This is a genomic window from Pseudomonas baltica (assembly GCF_031880315.1).
Taxonomy (GTDB): Bacteria; Pseudomonadota; Gammaproteobacteria; order Pseudomonadales; family Pseudomonadaceae; genus Aquipseudomonas.
Map to the genome: position 1 here is coordinate 4,327,194 of NZ_CP134771.1, position 19,037 is coordinate 4,346,230.

19 protein-coding genes are annotated in these 19,037 nt (G+C 62.3%); 15 read left to right on the forward strand and 4 right to left on the reverse strand.

Going from position 1 to position 19,037, the window contains the following annotated elements; translation table 11 throughout:
• Positions 1-6: 6 nt before the first annotated feature.
• The 3 genes from REH34_RS19275 to REH34_RS19285 all read right to left on the reverse strand — a co-directional run bounded on the left by REH34_RS19275 (position 7) and on the right by REH34_RS19285 (position 3,072).
• On the reverse strand, positions 7-1,050 hold the full coding sequence (locus REH34_RS19275) for an isopenicillin N synthase family oxygenase (RefSeq protein WP_226507169.1): 1,044 nt from the start codon (positions 1,048-1,050) through the stop codon (positions 7-9).
• Positions 1,047-1,913, reverse strand: coding sequence for a sugar phosphate isomerase/epimerase (locus REH34_RS19280; RefSeq protein ID WP_226507168.1), 867 nt, complete (start codon positions 1,911-1,913; stop codon positions 1,047-1,049). The genes REH34_RS19275 and REH34_RS19280 overlap by 4 nt, the downstream gene beginning before the upstream one ends.
• Positions 1,914-2,106: 193 nt before the next feature.
• On the reverse strand, positions 2,107-3,072 hold the full coding sequence (locus REH34_RS19285) for a LysR family transcriptional regulator (protein WP_311968828.1): 966 nt from the start codon (positions 3,070-3,072) through the stop codon (positions 2,107-2,109).
• Positions 3,073-3,234: 162 nt separating this feature from the next.
• Here REH34_RS19285 and REH34_RS19290 point away from each other — a divergent pair, with 162 nt between their 5' ends.
• Both REH34_RS19290 and mmsB read left to right on the forward strand, forming a co-directional pair.
• Positions 3,235-4,761, forward strand: a complete 1,527-nt coding sequence (locus REH34_RS19290; RefSeq protein ID WP_311968829.1) for a CoA-acylating methylmalonate-semialdehyde dehydrogenase — start codon at positions 3,235-3,237, stop codon at positions 4,759-4,761.
• A gap of 11 nt (positions 4,762-4,772) precedes the next feature.
• Positions 4,773-5,654, forward strand: coding sequence for a 3-hydroxyisobutyrate dehydrogenase (mmsB, locus tag REH34_RS19295; RefSeq protein ID WP_311968830.1), 882 nt, complete (start codon positions 4,773-4,775; stop codon positions 5,652-5,654).
• A 90-nt stretch (positions 5,655-5,744) separates the two neighbouring features.
• On the opposite strand, the gene REH34_RS19300 is transcribed toward mmsB, so the two are convergent.
• Positions 5,745-7,088 (reverse strand): OprD family porin, encoded by a 1,344-nt coding sequence (locus tag REH34_RS19300; RefSeq protein ID WP_409373152.1) that lies wholly within the window; start codon positions 7,086-7,088, stop codon positions 5,745-5,747.
• A gap of 502 nt (positions 7,089-7,590) precedes the next feature.
• Between REH34_RS19300 and accB the strand changes: the two genes are divergently transcribed.
• The 13 genes from accB to REH34_RS19365 all read left to right on the forward strand — a co-directional run bounded on the left by accB (position 7,591) and on the right by REH34_RS19365 (position 18,978).
• On the forward strand, positions 7,591-8,025 hold the full coding sequence (accB, locus tag REH34_RS19305; RefSeq protein ID WP_311968831.1) for an acetyl-CoA carboxylase biotin carboxyl carrier protein: 435 nt from the start codon (positions 7,591-7,593) through the stop codon (positions 8,023-8,025).
• 20 nt (positions 8,026-8,045) lie between these two features.
• Positions 8,046-9,401 (forward strand): acetyl-CoA carboxylase biotin carboxylase subunit, encoded by a 1,356-nt coding sequence (gene accC, locus REH34_RS19310; RefSeq protein WP_311968832.1) that lies wholly within the window; start codon positions 8,046-8,048, stop codon positions 9,399-9,401.
• Positions 9,402-9,406: 5 nt separating this feature from the next.
• Positions 9,407-9,826, forward strand: coding sequence for a hypothetical protein (locus REH34_RS19315; RefSeq protein WP_311968833.1), 420 nt, complete (start codon positions 9,407-9,409; stop codon positions 9,824-9,826).
• Positions 9,827-9,836: 10 nt separating this feature from the next.
• Complete coding sequence (locus tag REH34_RS19320) at positions 9,837-10,604, forward strand: 5-oxoprolinase subunit PxpA (protein ID WP_311968834.1); 768 nt, start codon at positions 9,837-9,839, stop codon at positions 10,602-10,604.
• A 140-nt stretch (positions 10,605-10,744) separates the two neighbouring features.
• The gene (locus REH34_RS19325; RefSeq protein WP_311968835.1) at positions 10,745-11,491 is read left to right on the forward strand and encodes an SDR family oxidoreductase; all 747 of its coding nucleotides are present in this window, start codon (positions 10,745-10,747) and stop codon (positions 11,489-11,491) included.
• Between the two features lie 96 nt (positions 11,492-11,587).
• Positions 11,588-12,289, forward strand: a complete 702-nt coding sequence (locus tag REH34_RS19330) for an amino acid ABC transporter permease (protein ID WP_311968836.1) — start codon at positions 11,588-11,590, stop codon at positions 12,287-12,289.
• A gap of 6 nt (positions 12,290-12,295) precedes the next feature.
• Complete coding sequence (locus REH34_RS19335; protein WP_311968837.1) at positions 12,296-13,054, forward strand: amino acid ABC transporter permease; 759 nt, start codon at positions 12,296-12,298, stop codon at positions 13,052-13,054.
• 14 nt (positions 13,055-13,068) lie between these two features.
• A complete protein-coding gene (locus REH34_RS19340; protein ID WP_311972119.1) occupies positions 13,069-13,797 on the forward strand; it encodes an amino acid ABC transporter ATP-binding protein in 729 nt (242 codons plus the stop codon).
• A 90-nt stretch (positions 13,798-13,887) separates the two neighbouring features.
• Positions 13,888-14,721, forward strand: coding sequence for a transporter substrate-binding domain-containing protein (locus REH34_RS19345; RefSeq protein ID WP_226507157.1), 834 nt, complete (start codon positions 13,888-13,890; stop codon positions 14,719-14,721).
• A 51-nt stretch (positions 14,722-14,772) separates the two neighbouring features.
• Positions 14,773-15,042 (forward strand): hypothetical protein, encoded by a 270-nt coding sequence (locus REH34_RS19350; protein WP_226507156.1) that lies wholly within the window; start codon positions 14,773-14,775, stop codon positions 15,040-15,042.
• Between the two features lie 809 nt (positions 15,043-15,851).
• The gene (locus REH34_RS19355; RefSeq protein ID WP_311968838.1) at positions 15,852-17,054 is read left to right on the forward strand and encodes a pyridoxal phosphate-dependent aminotransferase; all 1,203 of its coding nucleotides are present in this window, start codon (positions 15,852-15,854) and stop codon (positions 17,052-17,054) included.
• A 176-nt stretch (positions 17,055-17,230) separates the two neighbouring features.
• Entirely contained in the window at positions 17,231-17,944 is a 714-nt protein-coding gene (locus REH34_RS19360; protein WP_311968839.1) for a GntR family transcriptional regulator, read from the forward strand.
• Positions 17,941-18,978 (forward strand): ADP-ribosylglycohydrolase family protein, encoded by a 1,038-nt coding sequence (locus REH34_RS19365; protein WP_311968840.1) that lies wholly within the window; start codon positions 17,941-17,943, stop codon positions 18,976-18,978. The genes REH34_RS19360 and REH34_RS19365 overlap by 4 nt, the downstream gene beginning before the upstream one ends.
• The last annotated feature ends 59 nt before the right edge of the window (positions 18,979-19,037 follow it).

Consider the following 19,037-nt stretch of genomic DNA (forward strand, 5'->3'; position numbering starts at 1 on the left):
GGGGTTTCAGGACGCTTGCGACTGGTTTTTCAAATGGCCGAAGCTCGACGGCTTGCGCGCTTTGGCGGGCAACTGCGCTTCACCGTTTTCCACACGCTTGCGCAGGTACTGGTAGGTCTGCAGCGCCTGCCCGTACATGTGCTCGCCGATGGCGATTTCTTCGTATTCCTGACCTTCCTTGGCAAAGCTGGGCAGGGGTTTGATCTGGGTATGAAAGTCGCAGGCATAGAACAGCGGGAATGAATAGCGCTCCTCGCCGACTTTGCGCACCCGGTGGGCGGTGGCGACAAAGGTGCCGGCGGTCATCACTTCGAGCATGTCGCCGATATTCACCACAAAGGCATCCGCCACCGGCGGCGCGTCGATCCACTGGCCGAGGTCGTTCATCACCTCCAGGCCCGGCTGCTCGGAATGCAGGATGGTGAAGCACTCGTAATCGGTGTGGGCGCCGATCCCAGGGGCATCCTCAGCGTGCGCGTCGAAGGGGTAGTGGATCAGCCGCAGTTTGGACGGCGGGCGGGTGACCATGGCATCGAAGTAATCTTCAGGCAGGCCCAGTGCCAGCGCGAAGCCGCCGAACAGTTTGCGACCCAGGGCGAAAATCGCCGCGTAGTAGGCCTGCACCGACGGCTTGAATCCCGGCAGCGTCGGCCAGTTGTTAGGCCCCAGCAGCGGCGTATTGGCCAGTACCAGCGGGTCATCGGCGGGTACTTCGAAGCCGACGTCGAAGGCTTCCTTGTGATCGGGCTTGCCCTTGGCATACACCTCTTCGCCCTCCGGCACGAAGCCCTTGTGGGTGGCCGAGGTGCCGATGTAGTGACGCATCTTGACGTCCAACGGCTGGGCGAAATAATCCTTGGCCGCCTGCTGCAGCCCGGCGATCAATTGCGGCGCGATGCCGTGGCCGGTGATGTAGAGGAAGCCCACATCGCTGGCGGCGCGGCCCAGTTGCTCGGCCACGGCCAGGCGATGTTCGAGTTCGACGCTGAACAGCCCGGCGATGTTCACCACCGGGATGCTTTTGAAGTTGGCGACAGGCTGGTCACTCATGAGTGGGCTCCTGGAAGGTGCGGCGATTGACTGAAGCGTTCGAAGTGCGCGCGCTCGGTGCGGCCCATCCACTGATTGAGCGACCACAGATCGGCGACGGGGACGTTGGTGAAGGGCAGGTGATGCAGGTAGCCGTCGGCGCCGAACTCCGGGGTCAGGGTGCTGACGCTGAAGCCGCGGCGCTGCTGCGAGCGCCAGATGGCTTCCCAGTGCTGTTGATGGAACGCCAGTTCGCGGGCGTATTCCGGGGCGCCGGGGTGCGGCACCTGCGGGCCCTGGTCGTAGCCGACACGGGCCTGAATATGGTGAACGCGTTCGATAAAGGGCGTGAGGTCGTCGGCGGGGTCGTCCAGCAGCCGCTCGCAAGTGACGATCCAGTGGCTGATGTCACTGGTAAAGCGCAGGTCGGGCAGTTGCCGAATCAGTTCGAGCGTCACCCAGGGGCTGTACAGCGAACGGGAGCGATGAGTCTCGAACACGCAGGTCTGGCCGTGCTTGTGCGCGAGCGCCATCGCCGCGCCGAAAAACTCCACTTGCTCGCCCATGCCCCAGCGATCATTGCCGGCCAGCACGTTGACGAAGCGCGGCGCCAGTTCGCCGACCCAGCCGAGCTTGCGGTCGAGATCGGTCAGGTGCTCGGCAGGCAGAGCCGATTGCACGGGCAACACATCGTAGGCAGTGAACAGAGTGGCGATATAGCCCAGCGCATTGGCGCGCAAAAAGGCCGCGAATTCGGCGCGTTCGGCGGCGTCCAGCGGCATGCGTGCTTCCATGCCGTCGAAGCCTGCGTCCAGCAATTCCTCAAGCGCCTGGGCCTTGCTGGCGGTATAGCCCCAGAGGGTACGAAAAATCTCCAGTTGCATCACGGTGCTCCTCTTGGCTACTGCGTGGCAACGCATCGGCCAGGCCGTGCGTGCGCGTTGTCATGGGCAGTAGCAAAAGGGGGACCGCTGGAGCCGCTGCTCTGTGTCAGCGGTCTCGATGGGGCGATCTTAGGCAGGGCAGAGGAGGGGAAAGAATAGGCGCGGTGAAATCGATAGTTCAGGAAAATCTGAACTATCGTTCTGCAGCGATGGGCTGCCGGAACCTCAGCGGCGCCGGCTCGCCCATGAGGAAGGCGTGGTTCATCTCGGTGACCTCGCGGATGTAGTCCCACAACAGGGTAATCCGCTTGAGCTTGCGCAGGTCCTCTCGACAGTACATCCAGAATTGCCGAGTAATCTCCACCTCCTCCGGCAGCACTGCAATCATCCGTGGATCCTGCGCCGCCAGAAAACACGGCAATATCGCCAGCGACCGCCCCTGCAATGCCGCCACATACTGCGCTATCACGCTGGTACTGCGCAGATTGGCGCTGGCGCCGGGCAACAAGTTGGCCAGGTACAGGAGCTCGGAACTGAAGGCCAGATCATCCACATAACTGACGAACGGATGGCTATTGAGGTCGCTCGGTTGCCGGATCGGTCCGTGGGCATCCAGGTAATCCTGGGTGGCATACAACCGCAGTGTGTAGTCGGTCAGTTTGCAGCATACATAGGGCCCATGCTCGGGGCGCTCCAGGGCGATGACGATATCGGCCTCGCGCTTGGACAGGCTGATGAAGTGCGGCAGCGGCAGGATGTCGACGGAAATCGCAGGGTAGGCATCGACGAAATGGCTCAACTGTGGGGTGATGAAAAAACTGCCGAAGCCCTCGGTGCAGCCCATGCGGATATGCCCGGACAATGCCACGCCGGAGCCGGAGACCTGCTCGCAGGCCATGTGCAGCGTGCTCTCGATGGTCTCGGCATAGCTGAGCAGGCGCTGGCCCTCGGCAGTGAGCACGAAGCCGTTGGTACGCGACTTTTCGAACAGCAAGGTGCCGAGTGCAGTTTCCAGCGAGGAGATGCGCCGCGACACGGTGGTGTAATCCACGCCCAGACGTTTAGCGGCATTGCTGGCCTTGCGCGTGCGTGCCACCTCCAGGAAAAACTTGAGGTCGTCCCAGTTCAGCGCGTTTAACGAGGTGATGTTTTTTTGCATGTTGGACCGGCTTTATTCTGCATTTTTATTGGAAGTTTGCACATCTATACTCCTGTACGACCCCATTTTCCAAGCCATACCAAAGGTTGATGGCTCGTCTTCCTGATCGGCCATCTGAGCTCGATCAGACATCCGCACAATAAAAACAAGTCGGAGATTTCAATGAATGCTTCCCTCACACCCGGCCAGACTGCCGTGCAGTCCGCCAAGCTGCTGATCAACGGCCAGTGGGTCGAATCGCAGACCAGCGAATGGCGCGATATCGTCAACCCCGCTACCCAGCAAGTCCTCGCCCACGTGCCCTTCGCCACCCCCGACGAAGTGAATGCCGCCGTGGCCGCCGCCCATGAAGCCTTCAAGACCTGGCGGCACACGCCGCTGGGCGCGCGCATGCGCATCATGCTCAAGCTGCAGGCGCTGGTGCGTGAGCACTCCAAGCGCATTGCCCTGACCCTTAGCGCCGAACAAGGCAAGACCGTCGCCGATGCCGAGGGCGATATCTTCCGCGGCCTCGAAGTGGTCGAGCATGCCTGCTCCATCGGCACCCTGCAGATGGGCGAATTCGCCGAGAATGTCGCCGGTGGCGTCGACACCTACACGCTGCGCCAGCCGATCGGTGTGTGCGCGGGCATCACCCCGTTCAACTTCCCGGCGATGATCCCGCTGTGGATGTTCCCGATGGCCATCGTCTGCGGCAACACCTTCGTGCTCAAGCCGTCCGAGCAGGACCCGCTGTCGACCCTAATGCTGGTGGAGCTGGCGCTGGAAGCCGGGGTGCCACCGGGTGTGCTCAACGTGGTGCATGGCGGTAAGGAAGTGGTGGATGCCATCTGCACCCACCCGGATATCAAGGCGGTGTCTTTCGTCGGTTCCACGGCGGTAGGCACCCACGTGTACGACCTGGCCGGTCGTCACGGCAAGCGCGTGCAGTCGATGATGGGCGCCAAGAACCACGCCGTGGTGTTGCCCGACGCCAATCGTGCGCAAACCCTCAACGCCCTGGCTGGCGCAGCGTTCGGTGCGGCGGGCCAGCGCTGCATGGCGACCTCGGTAGCGGTGCTGGTGGGGTCCACCAAGGAATGGATCCCCGAACTCAAGGCGCTGGCGCAGAAACTCAAGGTCAATGCCGGCAGCGAGGCGGGCACCGACGTGGGCCCGGTGATTTCCAAGCGCGCCAAGGAACGCGTACTGAGCCTGATCGCCAGTGGCGTGGAGCAGGGCGCAACCCTCGAGCTGGACGGCCGCGACGTGGTGGTGCCAGGTTATGAAGAAGGCAACTTCGTCGGCCCGACGCTGTTTTCCGGGGTGACCACCGACATGCGCATCTACACCGAAGAAATCTTCGGCCCGGTGCTGGTGGTGCTCACCGTCGATACCTTCGACGAGGCCATCGCGTTGGTCAACCGCAACCCCTTCGGCAACGGCACGGGCCTGTTCACCCAAAGCGGCGCGGCGGCGCGCAAGTTCCAGAGCGAAATCGACGTCGGCCAGGTGGGCATCAACATCCCGATCCCGGTGCCGGTGCCGTTCTTCAGCTTCACCGGTTCGCGTGGCTCCAAGCTTGGGGACCTCGGCCCGTACGGCAAGCAGGTGGTGCAGTTCTACACCCAGACCAAGACGGTCACTGCCCGGTGGTTCGACGATGACAGCGTCAATGACGGCGTCAACACCACCATCAACCTGCGTTAGGAGTTCATGCCATGCGTATTGCATTCGTAGGGCTGGGCAACATGGGCGCGCCGATGGCGCGCAACCTGCTCAAGGCCGGTCACGAGCTGCATCTGTTCGACCTCAATACCACAGTGCTCGCGGAGCTGGCCGAACTCGGCGGGCAGATTGCCCTGTCACCGCGCGACGCGGCCGCCCAGGGTGATCTGGTGATCACCATGCTGCCGGCGGCTGCTCATGTGCGCAGCGTCTATCTCAATGAAGACGGCGTGCTGGCCGGGATTCGCGCCGGTACGCCCGCCGTGGATTGCAGCACCATCGATCCGCAGACGGCGCGTGAGATCAGCGCCGCCGCCGCCAAGCAGGGAATCGACCTGGGCGATGCACCCGTCTCCGGAGGCACCGGCGGTGCTCAGGCCGGGACCTTGACCTTCATGGTCGGCGCCACCCCGGCGTTGTTCGCGACGCTCAGGCCGGTGCTGGAGCAGATGGGCCGCAACATCGTCCATTGCGGCGAAGTGGGCACCGGGCAGATCGCCAAGATCTGCAACAACCTGCTGCTGGGGATTTCCATGATCGGCGTGGCCGAGGCCATGGCGCTGGGCGATGCGCTGGGGATCGATACCGGCGTGCTGGCGGGGATCATCAACAGTTCGACGGGGCGTTGCTGGAGTTCGGACACCTACAACCCGTGGCCGGGCATTGTCGAGACGGCGCCAGCGTCACGTGGCTACAGCGGCGGGTTCGGGGCGGAGCTGATGCTCAAGGACCTGGGCCTGGCGACCGAGGCGGCCAAGCAGGCGCGCCAGCCGGTGGTGCTGGGCGCGGTGGCGCAGCAGCTGTATCAGGCGATGAGCCTGCGCGGTGATGGCGGGCTGGATTTTTCGGCGATCGTCAAAGCCTATCAACGTTGACCGAAATCTGTAGCGAGGGTGCTTGCCCCGATTGCTTGCTGACTGACGCACAGCAATCGGGGGCCAGCCCCTTCGCTACAGGGGTGGGGATCAGAACAGCGAGATCGGATAGTCGATGATCACGCGATATTCATCGGTGTCACGCTGCATGTCGGTGCGGAACACCCCTTGGCGCAATGCGGTGCTCAGGCCCTTGGCCGGCCCTGACTGCACGGTGTAGGCGAGGGTGGTATCGCGGGTCCATTCCTTGCCATCGGCGCCGGCGGTCTTGATGTGGTCGCCATTGGTGTAAACGGTTTTGATCGTCCAACCCGGATAACCCAGCCCGGCGAAGTCATAGACATAGCGCAGTTGCCAGGCACGTTCGCCAGCACGCTGGAATTTTCCGGACATGGTTTCGGTCATGAAGTAGCTGGTGGTCCCGGCGCCTTCGTTGAGCCACACCGCATCGCTGCTGCCGTTGACTTGCTGATAACCGGCGGACACCGCGTGGGCACCCAGGGTGTAAGTGAACAAACCGCTGGTCAAACGGCTGTCGACCTTGCCGCGGGTCACGCCGTTGCCGTAATAGCCGGTGCTGAAGTAATCGGAGTCATGGCCGTTCTTGCCATCGGAACTGTTGTCCCAATGACGGAAGTCCGAGGTCAGGCGACCCGGGCCCAAGTTGATACCATACAACGCGCCAACAAAGTGCTGTTTATAGAAGTTGGTCAGGTTGGCGTAGTAATACTGCAGCGTCAGGTTAGGTGTGGCTTTATAAGTGCCGCCGCCATACCAGAATTCGTGAGAGTAGGTGCTGGTAGTGGTGTTGATACCCGGATTGGTCGGGTCGAGCTTGGCGTTGGAACCGGCGATCGACAAGCCTTCTTCGTCGGTCGAACCGCGCTCTTTGACCTTGTCGATACGCCCGGCGGTCAGGGTCAGATTGTCGATTTCCCGAGACTGCACTTGAACGCCGTTGAAGGTCTGGAACACCAGGCGGTCACTGGCCACCAGGATCGGCAGGTTGGGTTGCAAGGTGCCGTAACGGAACTCGGTTTTCGACACCAGCGCCTTCAGCGTCGCGCCGACACTGGCGAATTCGTCTACCGCGCGACCATCCCCGTCGGTGGGGAAGATGTTGCCGTTGCGCGAGCTACCGGTGGGGTTGTAATGCACGCCTTTACCGGAATCCAGCTTGATACCCAACATGCCTACGGCATCCACGCCAAAGCCGACCGGCCCTTGGGTGAAACCGGAAGTAAAGTTGAGGACGAAGCCCTGGCCCCACTCTTGAGTGTAATTAGGCGCTGCGGCCCCATCGCGGTTATCGGAGTTACTGTAAAAGTTGCGCGCCAATAAAGTCGCATGACTGTCATCAACGAAACCTGCTGCCATACCATTCTGAACTACCAAGAGTCCGAGAATCCCCGCGGAGTATTTAATCAAGGTCATGATGCTACCTAATGCCTTTGCATGATGTGTGAAATAGCGTGCTTTATTGGCAGTGGTGCGAGTGCGCAGGGTTTTAAGCAAAGCGACAGCGATACATCGCTTGCTAAAAGGCGGTTACTTCAAGATTGGCGCTATCCCCGGTGATCTGTGTCACGTCAGGCGCAGTACTCGGCACACCGCAAACCTACGCAAAAGTTTCTTCTTGGGGTTAAGACAACTTTGCTCTGGCTGGATAGGGAACGCTTATGACTCACACAAGTGCAACTATTAAGGGCGGCCATCACAATAATGGTGCGCGCGACATTGCCGCTGCCTATGGCGGCATCGGTAAATGTGATCGACGTCAGTTCAATAATAAACATCACCCCGCGCCGGGTCATAAGTCGCACTTATCGCCCCAGCGGTAAACGCTCTTGGCGCGCTGACGCCCAGGCTCGGTACATTGGCCGCAGACCAAGGGCAATACCGTGCCAGCCGAATGAGCAAGGGGCAGATAATCAACATGGATCAACAACGCATCAAACAGCTGATCGACCTGCTGGCCGAGTCGGACCTGAGTGAAATGACCCTCAGCGAAGGCGGCACCACGGTGACGCTGAGCCGCCATTCCACTGCATCGGCAGCAATGCCCCAGAGCCCTGAAGCGGCGCCGTCTGCGGTAGCCGAGGTCGCCCCGCCAGCAGCCCCGATCAATGCACCTGCCGCCAGCCAGATCTGCTCCCCGCTGTACGGCGTACTGCACCTGACGCCATCACCCGATGAGCCGCCTTTCACCACGATCGGCGCCACCGTGGCGGTCGGGCAGACCCTGTGTATCGTCGAGGCGATGAAGATGTTCCATCAGGTCAGGGCCAATAAGGCCGGGCGCATCGACGCCATCCTCGCCCAGCCCGGCGAAGAGGTGGAATCCGGCCAGCCGCTGTTCAGCATTGTCTAGCTCACCCACAGGTTGCCCCCATGTTCGATAAAGTACTGATCGCCAACCGCGGTGAAATCGCCCTGCGGATTCAGCGCGCCTGCCACGGCCTGGGTCTGAAGACGGTGATGGTCTATTCCGAGGCGGATGCCCAGGCGTCCTACCTGCAATACGCTGACGAGGCGCTGTGTATCGGCCCGGCCGCCCCCGGCCAGAGCTACCTGAATCAGCAAGCGATCCTGTATGCCGCCCAGGCCACCGGCGCCCAGGCGATCCATCCAGGCTACGGCTTTCTCTCCGAGAACGCGGACTTCAGCAAGCGTGTCGAAGCCGCTGGCATGACCTTTATCGGCCCCACCGCCGAGTGCATCCGGCAGATGGGTGACAAGGTCGCCGCCAAGCGCGCCATGCGCAAGGCCGGTGTGCCCTGCGTGCCGGGCCCGGAAGGCTCACTGCCGGATGATCCGGCCAGCATCCAGCGCATCGGTGACGAGATCGGCTACCCGGTCATCGTCAAGGCGGCGGGCGGAGGCGGCGGGCGCGGCATGCGCATGGTCGAGCGCGGCGAAGATCTGTTGCCAGCCGTCAGCGTCACCCGCGAAGAAGCGCGGCGCGCCTTCGGCAACCCCGAGCTCTATATCGAAAAGTTTCTTGGCCACCCGCGGCACGTGGAAATCCAGGTGCTCTGCGATAATCATGGCAAAGGTGTGTGGCTCGGCAGCCGTGACTGCTCGCAACAGCGCCGCCATCAAAAAGTCCTCGAAGAGGCGCCGGCTCCTGGTATCGACGAGGCGTTGATCGCGGCAGTGGGCGAGCGCTGTGTGCTGGCTTGTCAGCAGATCGGTTATCGGGGCGTTGGTACGTTCGAGTTCCTGTTCGAAGACGGCGAGTTCTATTTCATCGAGATGAACACCCGCCTGCAGGTCGAGCATCCGGTCACCGAATTGACCACTGGCATCGACATCGTCCAGCAGCAATTACGCATGGCCTTGGGTGAGTCGCTGACGCTCCAGCAAAGCGATGTGCGCACCCACGGCCACTCGCTGGAGTGTCGCATCAACGCCGAGGACCCGCAGACCTTCATCCCCACCCCCGGCCGCGTCACCCGCTGGGAAGTACCGGGCGGCATGGGCGTGCGGGTCGATTCTCACGTGAGCGCCGGCTATCAGGTGCCGCCCTATTACGACTCGATGATCGCCAAGGTCATCACCCACGGCGCGACCCGCGATGAAGCCTTGGCGCGGATGCGTACGGCGTTGGCGCAGTTGCGTATCGAGGGCATCTCAAGCAACGTCGCGCTGCACCGCGACATTCTCCAGGACCCGGACTTCTGTGCAGGTTCGGTGGACATTCATCACCTGGAACGTTGGCTCAAGGCCCGTCGGGAAGCGGAGTAATCACGATGCACATCAGCAAGATTCGCCAGATCGTCGAATGGGTCAGCAGCGCCAACCTGGCGCAGTTCGAACTGCACAGCAGCGAGTTCAGCATCCGCTTGACTCGGCCGGCCAAAACTCCCGCCAGCACGCCGCGCCAGGCGTCCATCACCGAGGCACCGGCCATCGAGACACCGGCGCTGAAGATCGCCGCCATGGCTACCGTGTGCGGCCGCTTCCTGTCGCGGCATCCCTCGCGCGATGAACCCGAGGTGCGCCCCGGCGATGCCCTGGAGCCTGGCACTCTGGTCGGCCTGATCGCGGTGGGCAAGTTGCTGTTGCCGGTCACGGCCACCGCCAGCGGCACCCTGGGCGCCTTCATGGTCGCCGACCAACAACTGGTGGGCTACGGCACACCGCTGGTATCGCTGGCCGAGCCAGCTTGAGGAGCAGCACATGAAAATCGATTTGAATGCGGACCTCGGCGAAGGCTTCGGCGCTTACCGAATGGGCGAGGACGAGGCGTTGATGCAGATCATCTCGTCGGCCAACGTCGCCTGCGGCTTTCATGCCGGCGACCCGCTGATCATGGACAGCACCGTGCGCTTGGCACTGGCGGGCGGGATCGATCTGGGTGCGCACGTGGGTTTCCCCGACTTGCTCGGGTTCGGCCGCCGCAAGATGCAGATCGAAACGCGCGAGCTGGCCACCTACGTCATCTATCAACTGGGCGCGCTGGCCGGTTTCGCCGCCGCTATCGGGCACCGCATGACCCACATGAGTTTCCACGGTGCGCTGGGCAACATGGCCGCCGCCGATGCCGACCTCGCCGATCCGTTGATCGCCGCGGTGGCCGCGTTCGACTCGAAGCTGATCATCAGTTCGTCCACCAGCCGCGCCATTGAAGCTGCGGCCGAACGTCACGGCTTGCGGGTGGCCACCACTTTCCTGGCCGATCGTGCGTACGATAAGAGCGGCCTGTTGGTGCCACGCCAGTTGCCCGACTCGGTCATCAAGGACCCGCTCAAGGTGCGCGATCGCGTGCGCCAGTTGCTCGATGAAGGCACCGTGACTTGCTACACCGGCGAGCGCATCAAGATCGATGCCTGCTCCATTCTGCTCCACGGTGATACCGCAGGCTCCGTGGAGCTGGCCCGCGGCATTCGCCGGGAAATCGAGCAGGGCGGCGGCGAAATAGTCCCTGTTTCACACCTGATCCCCTGATTTTACGGGGCCTTGCGGGGCCATAAGGCGGGCTTATCGCCACACAGCGATTACGTCTTGGCGCCCACAATCGCCGCCCAGTACAGTCGATACCAAGACCTGCCATGCGGGTCGTCGAACGCTTTGATGAGGAATGCGACATGCCATTTTCTGACTACAAAACCGCGCTGGTCACCGGGGCTTCTTCGGGCATCGGTGCCGCGACCGTCGAGCGTCTGTGCCGCGAAGGCATCACGGTGCATGCGGTGGCGCGCAATGCCGAGAACCTGGCAGCGCTGGCCAAGCGCACTGGCTGCATTCCTCACGCTCTGGACGTCGCCGATCTCAAAGGCATGACCGCTTTGGCCGAAGGTCTGGAAATCGACATCCTGGTCAACAATGCCGGAGTCGATCGTCCGGGTTCGATCCTCAACGCAGACGCCGAGGGCATCGATGCGCTGATCGACGTCAACCTGCGCGCGGTGCTACATCTCACGCGGCTGTTCGTGCCTGGCATGGTAGCGCGCGATCGCGGCCATGTGATCAATATCAGTTCCATCGCTGCGGCCTACAACTTCGGTGGCAATTCCACGTATCACGCCACCAAGGCGGCGGTGAGCATGCTCTCGCGCAATCTGCGTATCGATGTGTTCGGCAAGCGCGTGCGTGTCACTGAAATCTGCCCGGGCCGCGTGGCCACGGACATCTTCGCCCACGTGCATGGCAACCCTGAAGAGAGCCACAAGAAGTACATCGAAGGTTTCGAACTGCCGGTGGCCAGCGACATTGCTGACGCCATTGCCTTTGCCATCGCAGCCCCGGTGTCCATGAATGTCGGCCATATGGAAATCACTCCGACCCTGCAGGTGCCGGGCGGCCTGCAGACGACGCGCCCTCAGGAGAGTTGAGGCAGCAGCCGGACCAGAACGGGATCTCACCCGTCACGCCTGCGGGCTCCGGTTTTCATTTCATGCTGCCGCTACAGATATCCGAAGGTGATTCCCATGATTAAAGGTTTCGACCTGGGGCCGATTTTGACGGGCGAGTACGCCGCGCTGATGCTGCAGGGCGCGGAGTTGACCCTCAAGCTGATGCTCTGCGCGTGGCTGCTGGCCATGAGCCTGGCCTTTTTGCTGGTGGTCGTACGCCTGACCCACAACAAGCTGGCCGTGGCTCTGGTGGCGGGCTATGTGGCCTATCACCGCAACGTGCCGACGCTGGTGCAATTGATGCTCTGGTATTTCGGCGTACCGACCTTGCTGCCCGATAGCGCGCAGTTGTGGCTGGCCAACTACAGCACCGAATTCATTTTCGCGGTGATCGCGCTGGGCCTGTGCCAAGCGGCGTACTTTTCCGAGGACCTGCGTGCCGGCCTGCGTGCCATCCCCGATGGGCAGACCGAAGCGGCGCGGGCGCTGGGCATGGGCTACATGCGTTCGATGCGCTACGTGATCCTGCCGCAGGGCATCCGCAATTCGCTGCCGTCGCTGATCAACCACACCGTGCTGCTGTTCAAGAACACCAGTCTGGCCATGGCCATCGGCGTGGTGGAGCTGACCTACGCCACCCGTGAAGTTGAAAACTACACCTTCCGCACGTTCGAGTCGTACCTGGTCGCCACCGTCGGCTATCTGGTGGTCTCGTTGTTGCTGATGGGCATCGGGGCGCTTATCGCTCGCCGTTTCGATCTGGCCAGAGCGAGGTAATCAGTCATGTTCGATGTGTTCGCTATCGTCCACAACAACTGGGAATTGCTGCTGATCGGCCAGTACCCGAACGGTCCACTGGGCGGGTTGGTCAGCACGCTGATCCTTTCCGCGCTGGCGCTGGTAATTGCCTTCCCGCTGAGCATCCTGCTGGCCATGGCGCGCATTTCGCCATTCCGCGCGCTGCGTTACCCGGCCTTCGTGTGGGTGTACGTGCTGCGTGGTATTCCGTTGTTGCTGGTGGTGTTCTGGACCTACTTTCTGGTGCCAGTGCTGATCGGCCGCAACATCAGCGCCTTCACGACCATGCTCTGCACGCTGGTGATCTATCAGAGCGCCTACCTCAGCGAGATCGTGCGCGGGGGCATTCAGGCCTTGCCCAACGGTCAGTACGAAGCGTCGCGGGCACTGGGTATGGGCTATTGGCGGGCGATGACCTGGGTGATCCTGCCGCAGGCGCTGTACAACGCCTTGCCGAGCCTGATCAGCCAGTTCGTGTCGATCATCAAGGAGACAACGCTGGGCTACATCATCAATCTGCAGGAGCTGACGTTCTCGGCCAATCAGGTCAACAACCAGCTGCTGACCAAGCCGTTCCAGGTTTATTTCATTCTGGCGGCGAGCTACTTCTGCATCTGCTACAGCCTGACGCGAGTGGCCGGCGCCGTGGAAAAGCGCATCGAGCGCAAGCGCAAGGGTGACAACGGCAGCGCTCCGGCAGCCAAGGTCATTCCCGAACTCGTCTCCACCGATCTCTCCAGGTAATCGCCATGCAACCGATGATCACATTCGCCAATATCGACAAGTGGTACGGCGCGTACCGCGCCCTCACCACTATCAACGCCGAGATCACCAAGGGTGAAGTGGTGGTTGTCTGCGGGCCTTCGGGCTCGGGCAAGTCCACGCTGATCCGCACGGTCAATCGCCTTGAGGGCATTCAGGGCGGGCAGATTCTGTTCGAGGGGCACGATATCCATGGTACCGATGCCAACGTCAATCGCCTGCGCAGCCGTATCGGTTTCGTGTTTCAGAGCTTCAATCTATTCCCCCATCTGTCGGTGCTCGACAACGTGATTCTGTCGCCCACCAAGGTCAAGGGCATCAAGGGTTCCGCGGCCAAGAAGCAGGCGATGGAGCTGCTCGACCGCGTTGGCATGGCGCACAAGGCCGGGGCCTATCCGGGGCAGCTGTCCGGTGGTCAGCAGCAGCGCGTGGCGATCGCCCGGGCCTTGGCCATGGAGCCGCCGGTGATGCTCTTCGACGAGCCCACCAGTGCGCTGGACCCAGAAATGGTCGGCGAAGTACTCAGTGTGATGCGCGGCTTGGCCAAGGAGGGCATGACCATGATGTGCGTCACCCACGAGATGAATTTCGCCCGCGAAGTAGCCGACACGATCTGGTTCATGGATGCCGGGCAGATCCTCGAAAAGGCCACGCCCGAGGTGTTCTTCAGCCAGCCGGCGCACCCGCGCGCGCAGCGTTTCATCAGCGATTTACGCTCTCATTGAGGCGCCGTCAGAGCCGCCCTCGAATTTTGCGCGGGCCTCCGCGCGTACTCAGCCTGCCGCCCCAACTACACACTTTTTGAGGAAGGATGCATGCGTATCAAATCGGCCTGTCTGGCCCTGATGTTCACCCCCGTAATGGCCATGACTGCGCACGCTGATCAGTGGGCCGATGTGCAGGCCAAGCAGACCTTGAGCTGCGGCGTATATTCCGACGTCCCCCCGTTCTCTTCGCCCAGCCCCACCACCCGTGCGCTCGAAGGCATGGATGTGGACCTGTGCAACGCCCTGGCCAAGCACCTTGGCGTGAAGGTCGAGCTCAAACCGCTGTCGGGTGAAGCTCGAGTTCCGGAAGTGAAGATGGGGCGCGTAGACGTGGTCATCGCCAACCTGGCGTACACCAAGACCCGCGCCCAGCAGATCCAGTTCAGCGACCCCTACTACGTGGCCAAGGAAATGCTCGTGGTGAAAAAGCCACTGGCTGACGAACCGCGTTCGTACTTCGAAGGCAAGCGCATCAGCGCCACCAAGGGCTCGACATCCGAACAGTCGATTCGCATGGCCAAGGCTACCCCTGTGACCTTCCAGGACACCGGTTCGGCGTACCTGGCCGTGCAGCAGAACAAGGTGCTGGGCGTGGTGACCAACGCGATGTCGGCAACCAAGCTGGTGAGCCAGGCCGCCGCCGGTGGTGTCGAGCTGGGCATCGTCAAGGAGCCGATGGCGCTGGAGCCTGTGAGCGTGGGCATGCGCCTTGACGAGCCGGCCATGCTGGCGAAGGTCAATGACGCGTTGATGGCGATGGAAAACGCTGGCGAGATCGATCAGATCTGGGCCAAGTGGATCGGCCCGAACACCGAGTACAAGATGGTTCGCGAAGAGAAGGTGCAGAAACTCAGCGCACTCAAGTTCGAACCGCTGGAGTGATCAGCGGCTCAGTTGAACGATCGGTTTATCAAAGTCCACGGAGCGTCGAATATGAAAACGTTGATGGCGGTTGCGGCCTTGTTGGTTGCAGGTAACGCGATGGCGGCCGAGGACATGTGTTCTCTGCAGCTGCAAAAACTCACTGATGAGGCGACGGTTGCCAAGCCGGCGTCTACCACTGGGTCGTCTTCGGAGGTCAACAAGTTGATCGCTGAGGCCAAGGGGTACAAGGCCAAAGGTGATTTGGACAACTGCGCTCGTAGTGGTCAGAAGGCGTTGACGTTGATCAAGCAGAATGGCGGTAGTTCGGCTACGCAATAAGGCTGAGTGTTGCTGGGTGGCTTTATTGGTCGGTGGGGGGGGGCGTTGATTGGGGTGGTTCTGCTTTCGAATCGGCCTTGGGGTCGCGGCCCCCGCCATTGGCCCCTCGCTGACGCTCGGGGTTCCCGCGCTTCGACGCACTGACGAGGGGCACGCCCCGATGGGCCTTCCGTGGCCCAACGGGGCTTAGCCGGCATCCATGCCGGCTATCCCCTCGTCAGTGCGTCGAAACGCGGCCTGCTGGAAGGGGGCCGCGACCCCAAGGCCGATTCGAAAGCAGAACAGTGACATCAGTGCCGTTGCTTCAAAAAAGCTTTAGGACGCTCCCCAAATCTCGGCTGGTCCTTTGCTGCGGGCCTGTGCGGCGCGCCCCTCCAGCAGGCCGCGTGCAGGCGCCTGAAGAGAGGGAGATCCCGGCAGGATGCCGGGTCAGGCGCGTTGGGCCATGGATGGCCCATTGCGCCGTGCCCTCTCTTCAGGTGTCTGCACGCGGGTACCCTGAGCCTAGGCGAAGGGCCAATGGACAGGGCGATCCGCACAGGCCCGCAGCAAAGGGCCACACCCCAATCGCCCAATCGCCCAATCGCCCAATCGCCCAATCGCCCAATCGCCCAATCGCCCAATCGCCCAATCGCCCAGTCCAAAAAGATGGCGCACGATGCTTGTTGCCGGCCGCCAAACAGGTCCATCCATTTCTGTTATGTCTCCACAGCAAAGCTCTATTGGAGGGCGTGCGCTGTTTGCTTTTATGCTTTTTCCCAGCTCCCGAGCGCGCAACCCCGATCTCGCCACCACGAAGACTGACGCCAATGCCTGCTATTGCTGATCGCTTGAACAACGTAACCGTTTCCGCCTCTGTGGCCATGACCCAGAAAGCCCGCGACCTGGCAGCCCAAGGCATCAAGGTCATCGGCCTGTCGACGGGCGAGCCGGATTTCCCGACCCCGCAGCACGCCATCGAAGCCGCCTATGCTGCGGCCTGCGCTGGCGACACCAAGTACCCGCCCACCGATGGCACGCCGGCCCTGCGCGCGGCCATCCAGCGCAAGTTCAAACGCGACAACAACCTCGACTACGAGGTATCGCAGATCATCACCGCAGGCGGCGGCAAACAGATCATCTTCAACGCGATGCTCGCCACCATCAACGCCGGCGACGAAGTACTGATCCCGACCCCGGCCTGGATCAGCTACGCCGACATCGCCAAGTTCGCCGGTGCCACGCCGGTGCCGGTGAAGTGTTCGCAGGCCAACCACTTCAAGCTGCGCCCCGAAGACCTGGAAGCGGCGATCACGCCCAAGACCAAATGGCTGCTGCTCAACTACCCGAGCAACCCCACTGGTTCTGCCTGCTCGCGCGCCGAGATGGCCGCCATCGCCGAAGTGATGCTGCGCCACCCACATGTGTGGATCATGACCGACGACATGTACGAGCATCTGATTTACGACGACTTCGAGTTCTGCACCATTGGTGATGTCGAGCCGCGATTGCTTGACCGCGTGCTGACCGTCAACGGCATCTCCAAGGCCTATGCAATGACCGGCTGGCGCATGGGTTTCTGCGGTGGCCCGAGTGACTTGATCAAGGCCATGAGCAACGTCAATACGCAGAACAGCGGCGGCATCTGCACCCTCACTCAAGCAGCCGCGATTGCCGTGCTGGACGGCCCGCAGGACCTGCTCAAGGAGCGTGCGGCCATCTACCAGCAACGTCGTGACTTCGTGCTCGGGCGTTTGGCCGATATCGAAGGCCTGCACTGCCACAAGCCGGAGGGCGCGTTCTATCTGTTCCCCAACATTGCCGAACTCATCGGCAAGACCTCCCGTGGCGGGCGCCTGATCAGCAACGACACGGACTTCGTCATGGCCTTGATGGAAGAGCACCACGTCACCACCGTCCAAGGCGCGGCCTATGGCATGAGCCCGTACTTCCGCTTGTCCTACGCCACCAGCCTGGACGTGCTGAGCGAAGGCTGTGATCGCATCGCGGCGTTCTGTGCCGGGCTCAAGTAGCCGGATGGGCTGAACAGGCTGGTGCACAGCCGCTTTAGTTGACTGACGAACGCCCTGGGCCGAAATGCCCGGGGCGATTTTCTGTGGCCGTCCCATGGGCTCCGGCGGTCGCGATTCAGAGGTGACATGCAAATAGCACTTGCCAATCGGCCCCTTGCCGAGGTATCAAATTGTACATGACTAGACAGGTTCGATTTGACAAGAAATTTCGCGTCGTCCAAGCCCTTGCCGAACGCATCGAGCGCGGCGAACTGGGTTCCGGCGCGCGTCTGCCTGGCGAGCATGAACTGGCCGCCGAGTTCGACGTCAGCCGCGGCACGTTGCGCGAGGCGCTGTCCGAGCTCAAGCGACGCAACTACATCGCCACCCAGACCGGCGTCGGCTCCATCGTCACCTACGATGGCGTGCCGCTCGACCAAAGCGGCGGTTGGGCCCGTGCCCTGGCGGCCGGCGCTGTACAGATGAATACCGAGCTGTTGGGCATCACCCGCGTGCAGCGTCCGACATTGGCGCTGTTGGCGGGGAGCGACGAGTTCGTCCTTGTGGAGCGCCGGCGGCGTGCGGCTGATGGCAGCGTGGTGTCACTGGAGCGGGCATTGATTCCCGCGCGCGATGGCCTGGAGGCGCTGCCCGAAACGGGGCTGGTCGACGGTTCGCTCACCGCCACACTCGCCGCCCACGGTTATGAAGGCCAGCTCGGCAAGCAGTGGATCGGTGCCGAAGCCCTCGACACGGTGGCCGCCGAACGCCTGCAGCGCCCGTCGGGCACGGTGTTTCTCAAGACAATGCGAGAAACCTTCGATACCCAGGGGCGCTTCATGGAACAGGTGGAAAGCCTGCTCGACCCAGCCCACTTTCAACTTCATTTAAGTTTCGGAAGCCTGCAATGATCAGCCTCGAACAGACCCGCACTCGCGCCCTTGGCGCCTTCTATGGCCTGGCCCTGGGCGATGCCCTTGGCATGCCCACGCAGTCCCTGTCCCGGGAGCAGGTACGTGCCCGCTATGGCCGCATCACCACGTTGCAGGCGGCTGACAACGAACAACCCATCGCGCCGAACATGCCGGCCGGCGCCATTACCGACGATACCGAGCAAGCCATTCTGGTCGCCCACCGGTTGGTTGCCGGAAAGGGGCGCATCGAGCCTGCGGCCCTGGCCCAGGACCTGATCGACTGGGAAGCGGCCATGCGCGCCAAAGGCTCCCAGGACCTGCTTGGGCCGTCCACCAAACGCGCTATTGAAATGATCCTGGCCGGTGCCAGCCCCGAAGAAGCGGGGCGATTCGGCACCACCAACGGCGCGGCCATGCGCATCGCGCCGGTGGGCATCGCTGCCGACATCAGCGACCCCGAATATTTCATGGATCAGGTCGTGCAAGCCTGCCAGGTGACTCACAACACCGGCCTCGGCATCGCCAGCGCCGCCGCAGTGGCGGCGGTGGTGTCGGCAGGCGTGCAGGGCGCGGATCTCAAGACTGCACTTGAATTCGGCATCGAGGCGGCACGCTGGGGTCATCGCCGAGGCCACTGGGTAGCGGGTGGCAATATCGCCGCGCGCATCCTCTGGTCGCGGCAGGTGTGCGCCGGTTGCGATACCGCCAGCCTGCCCGATGTGATCTACGACGTGATTGGCACCTCGGTGGCCTCTCAGGAGTCCGTAGTGGCCGCCTTCGCGTTGGCTCAGGCAGTCGCCGAAGGCCAGCTGCACGTGTTCCCGGCGCTGTGCATGGCGGCGAGCCTGGGCGGCGATACCGATACCATCGCCGCCATGCTCGGGGCCATGCTCGGTGCGACCCACGGCCTGGAGGCCTGGCCCTTGGAGGCGGTGGCACGAATCAAAAGCGTGAACAGTCTTGACCTCGAATTGCTCACCGAACAACTGCTGGCCCTGCGCAGCGCGGGAGCCCGGCCGCAGCCCCTATAAGAACCCTCTGCCCGATTCATTTTCGACCTGCCCCCAACCACAACAAGTTATCGCAGGAG